16 protein-coding genes are annotated in these 14,637 nt (G+C 62.6%); 8 read left to right on the plus strand and 8 right to left on the minus strand.

Annotated features, from left to right (window positions below; all coding sequences use genetic code 11):
• Nucleotides 1–28: 28 nt before the first annotated feature.
• Complete coding sequence (locus tag ACQ4WN_RS17635; RefSeq protein ID WP_436552717.1) at nt 29–1,978, plus strand: FTR1 family protein; 1,950 nt, start codon at nt 29–31, stop codon at nt 1,976–1,978.
• A 106-nt stretch (nt 1,979–2,084) separates the two neighbouring features.
• A complete protein-coding gene (locus ACQ4WN_RS17640) occupies nt 2,085–2,309 on the plus strand; it encodes a hypothetical protein (protein WP_436552718.1) in 225 nt (74 codons plus the stop codon).
• A 49-nt stretch (nt 2,310–2,358) separates the two neighbouring features.
• On the opposite strand, the gene ACQ4WN_RS17645 is transcribed toward ACQ4WN_RS17640, so the two are convergent.
• Nucleotides 2,359–3,864: a DASS family sodium-coupled anion symporter gene (locus ACQ4WN_RS17645; RefSeq protein ID WP_436552719.1), complete on the minus strand. Its 1,506-nt coding sequence runs from the start codon at nt 3,862–3,864 to the stop codon at nt 2,359–2,361.
• A 260-nt stretch (nt 3,865–4,124) separates the two neighbouring features.
• Here ACQ4WN_RS17645 and ACQ4WN_RS17650 point away from each other — a divergent pair, with 260 nt between their 5' ends.
• The 3 genes from ACQ4WN_RS17650 to ACQ4WN_RS17660 all read left to right on the plus strand — a co-directional run bounded on the left by ACQ4WN_RS17650 (nt 4,125) and on the right by ACQ4WN_RS17660 (nt 7,397).
• Nucleotides 4,125–5,270: an acyltransferase family protein gene (locus tag ACQ4WN_RS17650; protein ID WP_436552720.1), complete on the plus strand. Its 1,146-nt coding sequence runs from the start codon at nt 4,125–4,127 to the stop codon at nt 5,268–5,270.
• Between the two features lie 233 nt (nt 5,271–5,503).
• Nucleotides 5,504–6,277, plus strand: a complete 774-nt coding sequence (locus ACQ4WN_RS17655; protein WP_101481324.1) for a ferredoxin--NADP reductase — start codon at nt 5,504–5,506, stop codon at nt 6,275–6,277.
• 529 nt (nt 6,278–6,806) lie between these two features.
• Entirely contained in the window at nt 6,807–7,397 is a 591-nt protein-coding gene (locus ACQ4WN_RS17660) for a type 1 glutamine amidotransferase family protein (RefSeq protein WP_436552721.1), read from the plus strand.
• Here ACQ4WN_RS17660 and ACQ4WN_RS17665 read toward each other — a convergent pair.
• The 3 genes from ACQ4WN_RS17665 to ACQ4WN_RS17675 form a co-directional block, all read right to left on the minus strand.
• The gene (locus tag ACQ4WN_RS17665) at nt 7,394–8,872 is read right to left on the minus strand and encodes a serine hydrolase domain-containing protein (RefSeq protein ID WP_436552722.1); all 1,479 of its coding nucleotides are present in this window, start codon (nt 8,870–8,872) and stop codon (nt 7,394–7,396) included. The genes ACQ4WN_RS17660 and ACQ4WN_RS17665 overlap by 4 nt on opposite strands.
• Nucleotides 8,873–8,957: 85 nt before the next feature.
• Complete coding sequence (locus ACQ4WN_RS17670) at nt 8,958–9,287, minus strand: immunity protein Imm33 domain-containing protein (RefSeq protein WP_436552723.1); 330 nt, start codon at nt 9,285–9,287, stop codon at nt 8,958–8,960.
• 7 nt (nt 9,288–9,294) lie between these two features.
• Complete coding sequence (locus ACQ4WN_RS17675; RefSeq protein WP_436552724.1) at nt 9,295–9,675, minus strand: hypothetical protein; 381 nt, start codon at nt 9,673–9,675, stop codon at nt 9,295–9,297.
• A gap of 116 nt (nt 9,676–9,791) precedes the next feature.
• Here ACQ4WN_RS17675 and ACQ4WN_RS17680 point away from each other — a divergent pair, with 116 nt between their 5' ends.
• The 3 genes from ACQ4WN_RS17680 to ACQ4WN_RS17690 all read left to right on the plus strand — a co-directional run bounded on the left by ACQ4WN_RS17680 (nt 9,792) and on the right by ACQ4WN_RS17690 (nt 11,171).
• Nucleotides 9,792–10,193, plus strand: a complete 402-nt coding sequence (locus tag ACQ4WN_RS17680) for a GFA family protein (RefSeq protein ID WP_436552725.1) — start codon at nt 9,792–9,794, stop codon at nt 10,191–10,193.
• Between the two features lie 224 nt (nt 10,194–10,417).
• The gene (locus ACQ4WN_RS17685) at nt 10,418–10,741 is read left to right on the plus strand and encodes a hypothetical protein (protein ID WP_436552726.1); all 324 of its coding nucleotides are present in this window, start codon (nt 10,418–10,420) and stop codon (nt 10,739–10,741) included.
• A gap of 181 nt (nt 10,742–10,922) precedes the next feature.
• Nucleotides 10,923–11,171 carry a DUF3297 family protein gene (locus tag ACQ4WN_RS17690; protein WP_010398340.1) on the plus strand — a complete coding sequence of 83 codons (249 nt, stop codon included), beginning with the start codon at nt 10,923–10,925 and terminating at the stop codon, nt 11,169–11,171.
• 79 nt (nt 11,172–11,250) lie between these two features.
• On the opposite strand, the gene ACQ4WN_RS17695 is transcribed toward ACQ4WN_RS17690, so the two are convergent.
• Genes ACQ4WN_RS17695 through ACQ4WN_RS17710 form a run of 4 tightly spaced genes read right to left on the minus strand, consistent with a single transcriptional unit; the run spans nt 11,251 to nt 14,596 of the window.
• On the minus strand, nt 11,251–11,898 hold the full coding sequence (locus tag ACQ4WN_RS17695) for a hypothetical protein (RefSeq protein ID WP_436552727.1): 648 nt from the start codon (nt 11,896–11,898) through the stop codon (nt 11,251–11,253).
• On the minus strand, nt 11,895–12,791 hold the full coding sequence (locus tag ACQ4WN_RS17700) for a hypothetical protein (RefSeq protein WP_436552728.1): 897 nt from the start codon (nt 12,789–12,791) through the stop codon (nt 11,895–11,897). Before ACQ4WN_RS17700 ends, ACQ4WN_RS17695 begins: the two co-directional genes overlap by 4 nt.
• A gap of 39 nt (nt 12,792–12,830) precedes the next feature.
• Nucleotides 12,831–13,661, minus strand: coding sequence for a glutaminyl-peptide cyclotransferase (locus ACQ4WN_RS17705; protein ID WP_436552729.1), 831 nt, complete (start codon nt 13,659–13,661; stop codon nt 12,831–12,833).
• A 26-nt stretch (nt 13,662–13,687) separates the two neighbouring features.
• Nucleotides 13,688–14,596 carry a LysR family transcriptional regulator gene (locus ACQ4WN_RS17710; protein ID WP_436552730.1) on the minus strand — a complete coding sequence of 303 codons (909 nt, stop codon included), beginning with the start codon at nt 14,594–14,596 and terminating at the stop codon, nt 13,688–13,690.
• Nucleotides 14,597–14,637: the final 41 nt, after the last annotated feature.

Raw genomic sequence — 14,637 nt, forward strand, 5'->3', positions numbered from 1 at the left:
GGGTTAACAAGAAATGAGAATGAGAATCATGTTCATTAAAATGAAAAAATGGCTCGTCTGCTATCCGCTCGTGGCCGCCAGCCTCAGCCTGCTGCTGGCCGGCGGCGCGCAGGCGCAAGTGGCCGATCCTGGCGCCGGCGCCAAGCAGTTGTGGCAATTGATTGATTACGTTGCCGTCGATTACAGCGGTGCCATCGAGCATGGCAAGGTCGTCAGCGAAGCGGAATACGCGGAAATGCTCGATTTTACCGACAATGCGACGACGCAGATCGCCGCCCTGCCCGCCCACGCTTCGAAGGCGGCCATCGCCGCCGCCATCGCCGAATTGCGCGCGGCCGTCGTCGCCAAGGCCGATGGTGTGGAAGTCAAGCGCCTGGCGCACCACGCGAACGGCTTGCTGATTGCTGCCTATCCGATTCCCGTAGCGCCCAAAGTACTGCCCAATCTGGCGCGCGGCGCAGCCCTGTATGCGGCCCAGTGCGCTTCTTGCCACGGCGTGGCCGGTGGTGGCGACGGTGCGCTGGCGGCCAGCCTGGAACCGAAGCCGATCGCCTTCACGGATGGCGAACGGGCGCAGTCGCGCAGCCTGATGGCGCTGTACCAGGTCATCTCGCAAGGCGTGGCCGGCACCTCGATGGCCAGTTTTGGCCAGCTGTCCGAAAACGAGCGCTGGGACCTGGCCTTTTTTGTGGGTGGCATGTCGCACGACGCGGCGGCGCGCGCGCACGGTGAAAAGCTGTGGCAAGACGATGCAAGGGCCAAAAACCTGTACGCGGACCTGGCTGCCGTGACGACCCTGACGCAGGAAGCGGCGGCATCCAAACTGGGCGCGGTCGAGGCGCAAGCGTTGACGGCGTACGTGCGCAGCCATCCCGACAAGGCCGAGGCGCACAAGCCGGCCGGCCTGGCCCTGTCGCGTTTGCGCCTGGCCGAAAGCCTGGCCGCCGTGCATGCGGGCGACCGCGCGGCCGCTACGCGCCTCGGCCTGTCGGCCTACCTGGACGGTTTCGAACCGATCGAGCCGATGGTCGGCGCGCGCAACAAGTCCTTGCTGCTGGCCGTGGAAAACGCCATGCTGGCCTACCGTTCCGCCGTTGCCAAGGGCACGGTGGCCGACGCCGAAGCGGCGGGCGAAAAGCTGCAACAACTGTTCAGCCATGTGGAAGCGGAACTGGGCGACGCCAAGGCCGAGCCGATGACGACCTTTATCGGCGCCCTGACGATCTTGCTGCGCGAAGGCGTGGAAGCGCTGCTGATCGTGATCGGCATCATCGCATTCCTGCGCAAGGCCAAGCGCAACGACGTGCTGCCGTATGTGCATGGCGGCTGGGTCAGCGCGCTGGTGGCGGGCGGCCTGACCTGGGTAGCGGCAACGTATCTGGTGACCATCAGCGGCGCCAGCCGGGAAGTGAGCGAAGGGCTCGGTTCCGTGTTTGCGGCGCTGGTCCTGCTCAGCGTGGGCTTGTGGATGCACCAGAAGAGCAGCGCCGGACGCTGGCAGGAATACCTGCACGAGAAACTCACGGCAGCGATGAGCCGGCGCTCCGCCTGGGGCTTGTTCGCCCTGGCCTTCATCGCCGTGTATCGCGAAGTCTTTGAAACCGTGCTGTTCTATTCCGCCCTGGCGGCGGACGGCAATGGCGGCGCCCTGCTGGGCGGCTTCCTGGTGGCCATCGTGCTGCTGGTCGCGATCGCCTGGGCCTTGCTGCGCACCAGCGCCCGCATGCCGATCGGCAAGTTCTTCTCGTGGACATCCGCGTTCGTGGCCGTGCTGGCCGTCATACTGATGGGTAAAGGTGTGGCCGCGCTGCAGGAAGCGGGCTGGGTCGGCGTCAGCCCCGTCGATTTCATGCGCATCGACGTGCTGGGCATCCTGCCCACGGCCGAAACCCTGCTGGCGCAGGCCGCCATCCTGGCCATCATCGTTGCCGGCTACGGCTGGAACCGCGTGTCCGCAGGCAAACGCAAGCTGGCCTGAGCCTGAAACATGCCGGCCCGGCAAACAGCCCCCGATAGCCTCAAGCAGCTGTCGGGGGCTGTTACATTGCGGCTAGTTATCATGCAAAGTCGGCAGGCGACTTCGCGTGGCTGTGTACTCTTATTCGTGCCAGCGAGGTCTCGCACACCACGCTGTCGTCGATGACAGCTTGGCGCAACCGCAGTGGCTGAAACGCTGGCGCAAGCTGGGCGAGCCGGGCTTTCGCTTCATCAATGGCCGCAATGGCCAGCCCCGCTCGCTGGAACCGCGCCAGTTCGGCGGCTTGCCGGGCGCGCTGCGGGCGCAGATCAGCAATTTTCTGTCAAAATAGGCGTGGTCTCAGGCGACCATGCAGCAACTGGCGCGCCAGCTGTACTACCTTACCAGTAACCGAGCAATTTCCACCAGGTCGTGCCGACAACGGCAAAGATCAGCAATTCCACCACGCACATGATGAAACCGACGCGCCACCAGTTGCCCATCGTCACGAAACCGCTGCCGAAGATGATGGGCGACGTGCCTGTCGCGTAGTGGGTCAGGGTCATCATGATGGCCGAGCCGGCCGTCATCATCAGCATGAACGGTACGTGGTATTCGGCGGGGATCAGATGCAGGCCCACCGTCAGGAAGGCCAGCAGCATGGCGCTGATGTGGGCCGTCGTGCTGGCAAAGAAGTAATGCGAGAACACGAACACCAGCACCAGGACGGCGGCAATCGGCAGCCAGTCCATGCCGCTGGCGACGATGGCCGCCTTCATGCAGGCCGAGAACCAGGCGATCACGCCCGTCTTGTTCAACTGCTCGGCCATCATCACCAGCGCGCCGAACCACACGAGGGTATCCCAGGCGCTCTTTTCGGATAGCACGTCGTCCCAGTCGATGGTGCCCGTGATAATCAACACGAACAAGCCGACAAAGGCCACCACCGTCGCATCGAGCGAAAACGCGGGGCCGAGCAGCATGGCAGGCACGTTCGCCCACAGCAACAGCAGTAGAGCAAAAGTGCCCAGCATGACTTTTTCCGATGGCGACAGCGGGCCCATGCCCTTCAATTCCGCCTTGGCGTAGGTGACGGCGTCCGGCGTGGCTTTCAATTCCGGCGGCGACAGCCAGTAGATCATCAGGGGCATGACCAGCAGGCACACCAGGCCCGGCAGCAGCATGCACAGGGCCCAGGTGGTCCACGTCAGGTGGAAACTCTGGCCGCTGGCCTTGGCCACGAAATCGACCACCAACGGATTGGGCGCCGTGGCCGTCAGGAACATCGCCGAGGTAATCGGGTTGGCGTGATAGTTGACGAGGGCCAGATACGTGCCCACTTTACCTTCCGTGCCCTTGGCAGGGTCCGAATCGAAGGCGTTGGCGATCGATTTCATGACGGGGTGGACGATGCCGCCACCGCGTGCCGTGTTACTCGGCGTAAATGGCGCCAGCACCAGTTCGCAAATCGCCAGGCCGTAGCCGATGCCCATGGTGCGCTTGCCCAGCCGGGAAATGAACAGCAGGCCGATGCGGCTGCCCAGCCCCGTCTTTTTCAGGCCGCGCGAAATCAGGATCGCCACGACGATCAGCCAGATCAATGGATTCGAAAAACTGCTGAGCGCATCCGTGATGGCGCCCTTGGACGAGGTCGACGTCACTTGCGACAATGACACGATGACGATGGCCATCATGGCCATCACGCCGATCGGCATGACTTTTAATATGATCGCCAGGATGGTGGTGAGGAAAATCGCCACCAGGCCCCAGGCCTTGGGCGTCAAGCCGTCCGGCGCCGGCAGCAATAGCATGCTCACCAGCAAGGCGGTGCAAATCAGGGCGGGGACGAGGCGGAATGGGACGGCTTGCTTGAAATGCAGGAACATGGCGCGCACTGTTTTATACATCTTTATTACCTTTCGCTATGGGGTCAGGCATCGTGGCAAGCGGCATGGTGCGCGCAGAGTCTTGGGCTGGCGCGCAGGAAAAACGCACCTTCAACGATGACAGATGCCCAACAATTCTGTTCGGCAATATCATACACGCAAGGCGCCCCCGTCCCCGGCTCCATTCGTTGGGCCTTTCCCGGCAATTGCAAAATCGTTGACCTGCGAGCGACATTTCTCACATAATCGCCCCTCATGCTATCAAACCGACAAGGACGCCATTGCAAGCCCGCAACCATCATATCGACGCCCTGCGCGGCGCGGCCATCCTGTGCGTGCTGCTGCTGCACTTCGCGCTGGCCTATGGCTTGAAGAACAGCCCGCTCGTCGTTCTGCCAACTTGGCTATTGAAAGCCGCCTACCAGGGCAATTACGGCGTGACCATGTTTTTCGTCATTTCCGGCTACCTGATCACCTCGACCTCGCTACGCCGCTGGGGCGACCTGGCGCGCATCGACCTGGCGGCGTTTTATGCGTACCGCATCGCCCGCCTGCTACCGTCTCTGCTGCTGGCCCTGTCCCTGATCGTGCTGCTGGGCGTGCTGGATGTGCCCTTCTTTGCCAATTCCGATGGCGGCAAGGACTTGCCAGCCAGCTATTTCGTCATCGCCATCGCTTCCGTGCTGACCTTCTGGCACAACGTGCTGATGCAAAGCGCCGGGTATTTCAATTACTGCCTGAACGTGTACTGGTCGCTCTCGGTCGAGGAAATGTTTTATCTGCTGCTGCCGCTGTCGTGCCGCTTCCTGCGCCAGCGTCACCGGATCATGCTGCTGTGCGGCGTCGCCATCGTGGCCGGTCCCGTCTACCGCAGCCTGCATGCGGGCAACGAAATCTATTTCATGTATGGCTATGTCGCCTGTTTCGACGCCATCGCCATCGGCTGCCTGACCGCCCTGCTGACGCAACACTGGCAGCCGGGCGCGCGTGCCGGGCAACTGTTGCGCTGGATAGCGGGCCTGGCCCTGGCGGCCGTGTACGTGCGCGGCATCGGCGGCCATGAAGCCTTCGGTTTCAGCGCGATCGCGCTGGCCAGCGCCACCTTCATCGTGGGCGCCACGGCGGGCCAGGCGGCCAGCCAGGGCCGCCCCGGCCCGCTGCAATGGCTGGGACGGCACAGCTATGAGCTGTACCTGTTCCATATCATCGTGCTGGCTGCCATGCGCAATGTGGTCGACAAGGCGGGCCTGGGCTACGCGGAGCGCCTGCCATGGCTGGCGCTGTTCCTGGCTGCGACCGCGCTGGCGGCCGCCCTCGTCGCCCGCTGCGTGTCCGAACCGGCCAATACAGCCCTGCGCCGGCGCTTCCGGGGCGTCGCCACGGCCGCGCCTGCACGCGCTGGCGGCAGTCCTGGAGCGGCGCCTTGAAAAAGTGAGCCAGGTCAAGAGAGCGCGTGCCCACCGCCCGTTTCCGGGCGAATTTCAGCCCAGCCTTACCATTCGCACTATAATGTTGGCACCGTGTGCGGCAGCATTGGCGGCGATAGACGGTAACAATTTCGTGTGGACGCCAGTACAATAGCGTCTGGGCCTACACAGGGTTTCACTTTTGCCAGCAGTTGCCAGCAACTAACCATTTTTTTGACCAGCCAACAAACACTATGAGTTCGATGAATGAAGAGCGCGTATTAAGCGTGCACCACTGGACGGATACCCTGTTCTCCTTTACCACCACGCGCGACCCGTCGCTGCGTTTCTCGAATGGCCATTTCACCATGATCGGCCTGCGCGTCGATGGCAAGCCATTGCTGCGCGCCTACAGTATCGCCAGCGCCAATTACGAAGACCATCTGGAATTTTTCAGTATCAAGGTGCCGGGCGGCCCCCTGACGTCGCGTTTGCAGCACTTGCAAGTGGGCGACACCGTCATCGTTGGCCGCAAGCCGACGGGCACCCTGGTGTCCGACTACCTGCTGCCAGGCAAGCGCCTGTACATGCTGTCGACGGGCACGGGCCTGGCGCCGTTCCTCAGCATCGTGCGCGATCCGGACATCTACGAGCGCTTCGACCAGCTGATCCTCGTGCATGGCGTGCGCCAGGTCGATGAACTGGCCTACCGCGAGCTGCTGGAAGAGCATCTGCCGAAACATGAATTCCTGGGCGAAATGGTCAGCGACAAGCTGCGCTACTACCCTACCGTGACGCGCGAAGACTTCCGCAACATGGGCCGCATCACGGCACTGATCGAGAACGGCAAACTGGCCGAAGACCTGGGCTTGCCAGAGCTGAACCCGGCCGAAGACCGCGTCATGATCTGCGGCAGCTCGGACATGCTGCGCGACCTGAAAGAGATGCTGGAAGCGCGTGGCTTCAAGGAAGGCAATACCTCGACGCCTGGCGACTTCGTGGTCGAGCGCGCGTTCGCCGAGAAGTAATCCGCAACGCCTCCAAGGGCCCGGTCCCGCCGCACATTGCGGCGGCGCCGGGCCTTTTTCATTGGCGCTTCAGCGGTCCTTCGCTGCCCCGCGCTGGTACTGCAAGCCATTCATGAAGCGCTGCACGGGCTGGAAGTCGCCGCTGAGGATATCGTCATGCGACGCGTAATATGTGCAAAGCGGCTGGGATAGCGCATGTCATAGCTGGGATGGCCACCCAGCAAGTACACCACGTCCCTTACCGTAGTTGATGAAATCGCTTTCATCGGCCTCGCCCGCCAGCAGTCCGGCAATGCTGAACAGGACACGGCAAAACAGCATCAGCATGGAGGGACAGGTACCAGGCATTCAAGGGGAAAGCGGCCCTCACGGACGGGCCAGCGATCGTAGCGTAGTCCCTTGCTGCCTGTACCACCATTTCACGCGTGCTCCTGACATAAATTGTCAGTGCTTTCTATTATGCTTTCGGCACCAACAGGCTAGCCAGCCTGTATTAATATTGACATCTCCACCTGCGACAGGACTTTTCATGACACGTGCCATCACCATACTGACCGAGAACTTTGCCGATTGGGAAACCGCCCTGATCAACTCCACGGCGCGCCTGTATTACGGCTTTTATACGCAGTTCGCCACGCCCGGCGGCCTGCCTGTCACCTCGTCCGGCGGCATGCTGGTCACGCCGCAACTGGCGCTGGAAGCCATTTCGCTCGATGAACTCGACTTGCTCATGGTGTGTGGCGGCAGCCACTGGCAAAGCGGCAAGGCGCCCGACCTGGGGCCCCTGCTGCGCGCCGCCCGCGACAAGGGCGTGGTACTGGCCGGCATTTGCGATGGCACCCGCGTGCTGGCGCAGGCGGGCGTGCTCGACAACGTGCGCCACACCTCCAATTGCGCCGACAACCTGAGCGATGTCGGCTATGCGGGCGCCGCCCTGTACCAGGATGTGCCTTGGGCCGTGGCCGACCAGCGCATCATCACGGCGCCAGGCACGGCGCCCGTCACCTTCACGCAAGAAGTCTTGCGCGCCCTGGGCATAGATGACGAGAATCTGGCCGCTTACCTGGCCATGCATGGGGCCGAGCACGGCAAGGCTGCGGCTGCCCAGGCAGCCCGTTAGTCGGCAACCAGCACGCGCAGACGCGCCACGGCGTGCTTGTTGCCGGGGTCCAGTTCCAGCGAACGGCGGTAATGCGTGATGGCCAGCGCCGTGGCGCCGTCCGCCTCGTACGCTTCGGCCAGGCTGTCGTGGCCGTTCCCCCGTTGCGGGTAGAGTTGCACGCCAAGCTGGAAAACGGCGACCGCCTGTTTCGGCTGCTGCCGGCGCAGCAGACGGTAGCCCCAGGCATTCAAGTCGTCTTCGGTGGGCGCAGACAGGCCATGCTGGCGCCGGATGGCCGCCAGTTTCTTGTCCAGCCCGTCGAAACTGTCGCTGACCGCGGTGTTGCGCAGCAGATGCGCGGCATACGCGCCGCCGCGCTGCTGGCGCAGGGCGGGAATGTAAAAGCCGGCGACGGTATCGATCAGCTGTTCCGGCTGGCCGCCGGCCAGGTTGCTGAGGATAATGACGGCCAGGCCTTCGTCCGGATACACATAAAAGGCAGAGCGGGCGCCGCCGATGCCGGCCACGGCGCGGTGCTCATCGCGGCCGATGGTGGGCCAGCCCAGCGCCCAGCTCGCCGGTTTGCCGTCATTCAAGCTGGTCGGTTGCCACAGCCTTGCCACGCTGGCCGGTGCCAGCAAGCGCCCCGACTGCAGCGCGATGAGCCAGTTCGCCAGCTCGCCCGCATTGCTGTTGATGCCCGCCCCCGCGCGCATGAATACGGGGAAATCCTCGTTCACGTTGCGGTAGCCGTTGCCGCCCCTGTCCAGCAGGTAGGAACTGGCCTTGCCCACGACCACGTCCTTCGCATCGCCAAAGCCGCTGTGCGGCATGCCCACCACGTCAAACTGCTGACCCTGGATGAAGGAGACAAAGGGCTGGCCACTTTGCCGCTCGATCAATTGTGCCAGCAACACGTAATTGGTCTGGTTATAGCGATAGCGCTCGCCTGGCTGGGCTTCCACCGGCAGCGCCTGCACGGCTTTCCACGCCGCGTCGGCGTCGTCCGGCTGCGGCCCCACCAGCTTGCCGCTGCGCTGGTCCAGCACATCGGGCAAGCCCGAAGTATGGTTGAGCAATTGGGTCACTGTCACGGCTTGCCAGGCTGAAGGCAAGCCCGTCAGGTACTGGCCGATGGGCGCGGCCAGATCGATCTTGCCCTGTTGCACCAGTTGCATCACGGCCACGCCCGTAAACGCTTTCGTCGCCGAATTGATGGAGAACAGGCTGGCGTCCGTCACCGGCACCTGGTATTGCAGGCTGGCCAGGCCGAAATTGCGCTTCAGCACGACCTTGCCACGCTGTATCACAGCCAGTTGCAGGCCTGGAATCTGGCGCTCCTGCATTTCGCTGCGCAAGAAGGCGGCAAGATCCTGTTCCGCGCGCAAGGCCTGCGGCCCGCTGGCGGGGGCGGCATTAGCGGCTGCGGTGACGGGAGCGGCAACGGCGGCAAGCGCCATGACCAGCAGGACAGACGGCAGGTGTGGGTTCAAGATGCGGCTTTCAGCAAGAGAAAACGGAACAGCAGCATCCCATACCTATTTATCAACGTCAACGACAATCTTACAGGTAAGAAAGTTACTCTTCCAGCCACACGTCTTCATAGCCTTCGCGGTCGAGAATGAATTTGGCGCCGCTGGGCAAGGCCAGGTAATCGACCACCTGCGGCAGCATCTCGCGCAGGTGTTCCGCATGCAGGGGCTGGTAAAAGCCGCTGGCATCGTCGTGTTCGCCGCAGTGGATGAACCAGCTGATGGTGCCATTTTCCGGCAGCACGATGCGCGTGCCGTAGATGGGCGATTGGTCCAGGCTGCCGATGGCCAGGGCCACCATGGGCTCGGACGCCTGCGCCGGCAAGCCGAATTTGTCGCAGATGCGCTGTTGTGTTTCGCTGATCAGTTCAGTCATGGTGCTCTCAGGATCCGATGTAGTGGTAACGCAGCCGCAACGCGCCATCGTGGCCGGACATTTCCAGGTGCAAGGTTGCTTCGCCCGGCTTGCCATCGGCCAGCAACAGGCATTCCAGACCCAGCGGCCCCGCGTCGGTGGCATACACATCGACGGCAGGACGGCCGCCCTTGCCCGGCATAAAGGCCTGCGCCAGCGGTGCCAGCGACAGCGCCTGGTTTGCCGAAAAATAGCTGTCGAGCATCTCGAGGATCTCCTCGGCCACGGCTGGCGACAGAGACCAGTCGCGTTGCAGCGCAACAGGATCGCGCCGGTCGAGCGTGTGCACGAAGGCGGCCGCCTGTGCATATGCCTGTTGCCGCAGGCTGTCGGTCATGCTCATTTCCATGCTGCGACTCCTCTCTTTTGAACAGGCGCCATTATAGTGCGCAGCCTGTTGCATGCCACACTCTTGCCATGCCAGCAGTTGCATGACAGTACGGCATCCCTGTAAAGTGGGCCACGATGAAAAAAACCTACCATGGCAGTTGTCACTGCGGTGCCGTGCGCTTCGCGGCCGAGATCGACCTGGCGATCCCCAGCCTGCGCTGCAACTGTTCCTTTTGCCTGAAGGTGCGCTGCTGGGCCAGTCTGGTGCCGCCCACGGCCTTCCGCCTGCTGGCCGGAGAGGCGGACTTGAGCGAATACCGCTTCGGCGCCGGCCGCGAGCGCCACTATTTTTGCCGCCATTGCGGCGTGCGCCCGTTTGGACACGGCGATTCTGCCGGCAGCGGTGCGTTTGTCGGCATCAGCGTCAGTTGCCTCGATGACGCGTCGGTGGCTGAACTGGCCCAGGTGCCAGTCACCTTTATCGATGGCAGGCATGACGAGTGGGACACGCCGCCGCAGGAAACACGGCATCTGTAAAAATGCAATGCAGAAATGGTTGTCACGCACCACGGAGTTTTCCTACGTGGCGACAGCGAGTACCCCTATGGTTAAGCCAACGTCAGGCAGCGAAAATGGCCTTAACGGTGCTGCACGGCGGGTGCCGCACGGTGCCGGAGGCCAGCAGGCAACAGCATCCTTATCCATCCTCACGCCATCCTTGGTGCGGATGATGGCGCAGACTAACCATAGGGGTAACGATCATGACTTCAAACAGCAACGACAAAAGTGGCAAGCAGTCGAGCAAACCACAATCGGGCAATCAACAGTCGGACAAGCCATCCGGCAACCGCCAGTCATCTGGTGGCACCCAGGGCGGCAAGCCGGACCAGCATGTCGAGGCGGGCCGCCAAAGCCACAAGAATGACGGCAACAAGCAATCTGCTTCGCAACAAATGGGCCTGGGCAGGAGCGCCAGCGAACAAGCGGGTTCCGGCGCCGGTTCGCGCGGCGGCGCGCATGAGCAGCATGTGGAAACGGGACGGGAAACGGGACGTCAAAGCCACAAGCATGATGACAAATCCTGAGTGCCGAATCGTATGATTGCCGGCAAATCTGCCGGGACTCCGCTATAGCATGGACCGGTGCGGCAGTGCCGTGCCGGCCCATGGGTACCGTAGGGCCAGGCCCGCCATTTCATGGGCGGTCCGACGGGTGACGTGCGAAAGGCCGTTGTCTGGATCCGCATTCTGGGTGATAATTACGCCCATGAACGATACCACCACCTTACCCCCATTGCCCGATCGCCTGTCGATCGACCCTAGCAGCCCTTACCACGTTGCAGCCGTGTTCGAGAATGACGTCGGCATCCGCTTCAACGACAAGGAACGTCTTGACGTGGAAGAATATTGCATTAGCGAACGCTGGATCAAGGTCGCTTCCACCAAGTCCCTCGACCGCCGCGGCCGTCCGCTGCAGATCAAGCTGAAGGGCAAAGTCGAAGCGTTTTACCGCTAAGCAACGCCTATAGTTGTCATCGAGGCCGATTTCCATCGGCCTTTTTTACGTCTGCAGGTATTGCTCGGCCGCGTAGCGATCAAGCCGCCGGTGGTGGCTGGTAAGCGCAAAAGCCCGGCCATTGGTCGCGGCTGTCGCACACTTTCAGGCAGCCTTTATTATCCTTGAACGTGGCGACAACCTTGATGGGGAAGCCATATTTTGGCGTCGTGGCCAGGAAGGCGGACGGGCAGCTTTTCTCGTTGCTGAAGCGGAAAGTGATTTCTTCGCGGCGGCCCTTGCGCTCAAAGCCCAGCATGAACGTTTCATTGCTGTTCCACTGCGCCTTGCCCGGCACACGGAAGCGGTAACGCGGACTGCCCGGCTGCTGGCCTTCGAGTTTCTGGCCGAAGACGCGGCTGCTGGCCGTGGCAGTCTCGATCTTGGCAACCGGATACACCACGGCAAACATGTAAGTGCCAGCGAAACCCTGGTCGAAACCGAGTCCGTTCTGGTAGAACGGCACGACGATATGCGGCGCGCCCCCGTATTCCACCGTGTTGCGGGCCGTCACGCGCGACGTCAGCTTGTCATCGGGCGCTTGCTCGAAGACCACGTCCAGTTCCAGCAACGCCTGTTGCTTGTCGATATCTTGTGCCAGATAATCCTTGGGGAACATTTCGCCGTGCACGCAGCCGGCCAGCAAGGACGCGGCGAGGCAGCCGGCGAGAAGTTTAGGGTTTGTCATGGCTGTTTTCCTTCCGGCGGCGTTGAACTGAGGCCCAGCCCCGTCACTTGCCAGCCATTCTTGCCTTGTTTCCATTGAAATTGCTGGCCGAACCAGGCCAGTTCCAGCTCGCGCCGGATGCGGTTCGAATCGGTGCGGCCCTGGCGCGCCTTGATGGCGGCGCCCGCCTGTTCGGAAGCCGCCTCCGACAAGGGCTTCAACCACCGTTGATAGGTGTCGGGCGGCAAGGCCAGGACCCCGGCCACGCCGTCGTCGCGCGTGGCAACGATGACTTGCAACTTGGTCAGTTTCCTGGCGAGATAGGCGCCGCGCAGCCCGTCGGGCGAAACGGAGACCAGCATGGCGGGCGCGTAATCGCCAGTGACGGTGTCCGGCATGTCAAACCACAGCAGCTCGCCCGTGCCCGTATCGAGCGCGCGGCCGTCGCGGGCAAACAGCAGTACTTCGGGACGGCCCGGCTGCGGAACGCCCCATTCGGGGTCGCGCTCCGTGCGCACCATGCTGTCGCGCTGCATGGGACTGAGGGGGCGCATCAGCGGTTCGCCATTCTGCACGGCGATGAGTATGGTGCCCTGCCCCGTATAACCCTTGGTAAACGCCAGCAGCATGGGCTGGCCCTCGCGCGTGGCTTTGAGGGGGCGCACTTCCACCACTTCGCGCGCGCCGCCGGGCCAGTAGCCGTGCTGGCGGAAAGACAAAGTGACGAGCGAGTCGTGGCGGTCATTCGTGACGACAAAGTCGCCGTATTGCTTGGTCACCGGCACATACGGCGCTTGCGCCTGCGCGGCAGGCAAGATGGCGGCAACCAGGGTGGCGGCGGCCGCCAGACGACATAAAGATAGGGACAGCATGGCATCCTGTAAAGGTCGCACGGGGCGAAGGATGCACATCATAGACGATTCCTCGCCAGCAACACTGTCCGGTAGGAAACATCAATGGCGCTGGATTTCGATCAGCTCGATTTCGAACAGCTTCGGCCACAGTTTGCCCGTGACAAACAAGCGCTTGCCCCGTGCATCCCAGGCGATGCCGTTGAGCACGGCGTCGGGATTGGCCGTGCCCCGCTGCCCCGGCGGCAGCAAGCCCGTCAAGTCGATCCAGCCAACAACTTTTCCGCTGACCGGGTCGATGCGGGCGATCACGTCGGCGCCCCACACATTGGCGTACAGTTCGCCATCGACCATTTCCAGTTCATTCAGGCGGTCGATGGGGCGGCCTTCCGCCTTCACCTCGAAGCGGCGCGCCTCGGCCAGTGTTTTCGGATTGAGCACGCGGATGGCCGAAGTGCCGTCGCTCATGTAGACGAATTTGCCATCGCTGGCCAGGCCCCAGCCTTCGCCCTGGTAGCTGAAAGTGCGTTTGAGTTTGAACGTCTTTTGGTCGAACACATAGCCGGTCTGCGATATCCACGTCAGGCCCAGGATGTCATCGCCCACGTCCGTGATGCCTTCGCCGAACACTTTTTTGTCGAGCATGCTTTTCTGTAGGACCTTGCCCGTCGTCAATTCCACCTTGCGCAGCGAGGACTGGCCATTCTGGCCCGTGCTTTCATACAGGTACCCATCCTTGAACAGCAAGCCCTGGGTGAAGGCCTGGGGGTCGTGCGGATAAGTATTCTTGACGAAATAACCATACACGGGAAGCGCGGCCTGGGCGTAGCCCATTTCGCTCATCAGGCCCACGGTGCATAACAATCCCAGCAGCAGCGAGGCGGCGGTGCGTTTGATTTTGACTGTAGCCTTGGCTTTAACGTTGATGTTCATCTGGTCGGGCGGAAGTTGGCGTACGCCTATTGTAAACGTGCCGCGTCTGCCATGCGCGCCCTGACGAGGTCCAGCCAGGCGCGCGCAGCGAACGACAACCGCCCGCCGCGGCGCCAGGCCAGCATCAGATTCCATTCCACGGGCGGGCCAGCCAGGGGAATGACGGCAAACTGCGCAGCATCAAGCGTGTCGCAATACATCTTCGGCAGCAGGCAGATGCCCACGCCTAGCCGCACCAGCGAGGCGATGAAATCCCACTGGCCGCTGCGGCCCGTGATGCGCGGGGCGAAACCGGCCCGCTGGCAGGCGTCCTGCACGATATCGTTCAGGGCAAACGCGGCGCCATAGAAGATGAATGGACTGTCGGCTAGCTCGGCCAGGGCCACCGAGGCGCGCCCCTGCCACGGCGAGCCGGGCGCGGCTAGCAGGCACAGCGGAGAGCGCACGAGGGGCAAGGCGTCGAAATCCTGCCAGGTGGCCGCATTGCCCGGATAGTCGAGCATGGTGCCCAGCTCCACCGTGCCGGTGCGCAAGTCGCGCTCGATGGCTTGCGTGCCGCTTTCATACATCTTCAGCTCGATGCCCGGATAGCGCTGATGGTATTCGGCCAGCCATGGCGCCAAGGTGGAATGCGTCTGCGGTGACACGCCCACGCGCAACTCTCCCCGCTCCAGCTCTTGCAGGTCGCGCAATTCCACCTTCAGTTCCGCGTGCAGGGCCAGCAACTCATGCGCGCGCGCCAGCACCACCTTGCCGGCGTCCGTCAAGGTAAAACGCTTGCCGGCGCGGTCCAGCAAGGCCAGGTCCAGCGACTGCTCCAGCTGTTGGACCATCTTGCTGACGGTGGGCTGCGTCACGTGCAGCTTGGCGGCCGCGCGCGTAAAACTGGCTTGCTCGACCACTTCGACGAAGTAGCGCAAGGAGCGGATATCCATGAGGCATTCCAATATCGAATGATAATCATGAGTTTAAGTCA

It is taken from the genome of Janthinobacterium pasteuri, from assembly GCF_051380775.1.
GTDB lineage: Bacteria > Pseudomonadota > Gammaproteobacteria > Burkholderiales > Burkholderiaceae_D > Janthinobacterium.

Coding starts and splice junctions, on each gene's coding strand:
- ACQ4WN_RS17660 (WP_436552721.1), top strand. CDS start 6,807: ATGACACGTGCCATCACCATACTGACCGAGAACTTTGCCGATTGGGAA.
- ACQ4WN_RS17645 (WP_436552719.1), bottom strand. CDS start 3,864: ATGTATAAAACAGTGCGCGCCATGTTCCTGCATTTCAAGCAAGCCGTC.
- ACQ4WN_RS17690 (WP_010398340.1), top strand. CDS start 10,923: ATGAACGATACCACCACCTTACCCCCATTGCCCGATCGCCTGTCGATC.
- ACQ4WN_RS17670 (WP_436552723.1), bottom strand. CDS start 9,287: ATGACTGAACTGATCAGCGAAACACAACAGCGCATCTGCGACAAATTC.
- ACQ4WN_RS17675 (WP_436552724.1), bottom strand. CDS start 9,675: ATGGAAATGAGCATGACCGACAGCCTGCGGCAACAGGCATATGCACAG.
- ACQ4WN_RS17695 (WP_436552727.1), bottom strand. CDS start 11,898: ATGACAAACCCTAAACTTCTCGCCGGCTGCCTCGCCGCGTCCTTGCTG.
- ACQ4WN_RS17705 (WP_436552729.1), bottom strand. CDS start 13,661: ATGAACATCAACGTTAAAGCCAAGGCTACAGTCAAAATCAAACGCACC.
- ACQ4WN_RS17680 (WP_436552725.1), top strand. CDS start 9,792: ATGAAAAAAACCTACCATGGCAGTTGTCACTGCGGTGCCGTGCGCTTC.
- ACQ4WN_RS17710 (WP_436552730.1), bottom strand. CDS start 14,596: ATGGATATCCGCTCCTTGCGCTACTTCGTCGAAGTGGTCGAGCAAGCC.
- ACQ4WN_RS17700 (WP_436552728.1), bottom strand. CDS start 12,791: ATGATGTGCATCCTTCGCCCCGTGCGACCTTTACAGGATGCCATGCTG.
- ACQ4WN_RS17655 (WP_101481324.1), top strand. CDS start 5,504: ATGAGTTCGATGAATGAAGAGCGCGTATTAAGCGTGCACCACTGGACG.
- ACQ4WN_RS17685 (WP_436552726.1), top strand. CDS start 10,418: ATGACTTCAAACAGCAACGACAAAAGTGGCAAGCAGTCGAGCAAACCA.
- ACQ4WN_RS17635 (WP_436552717.1), top strand. CDS start 29: ATGTTCATTAAAATGAAAAAATGGCTCGTCTGCTATCCGCTCGTGGCC.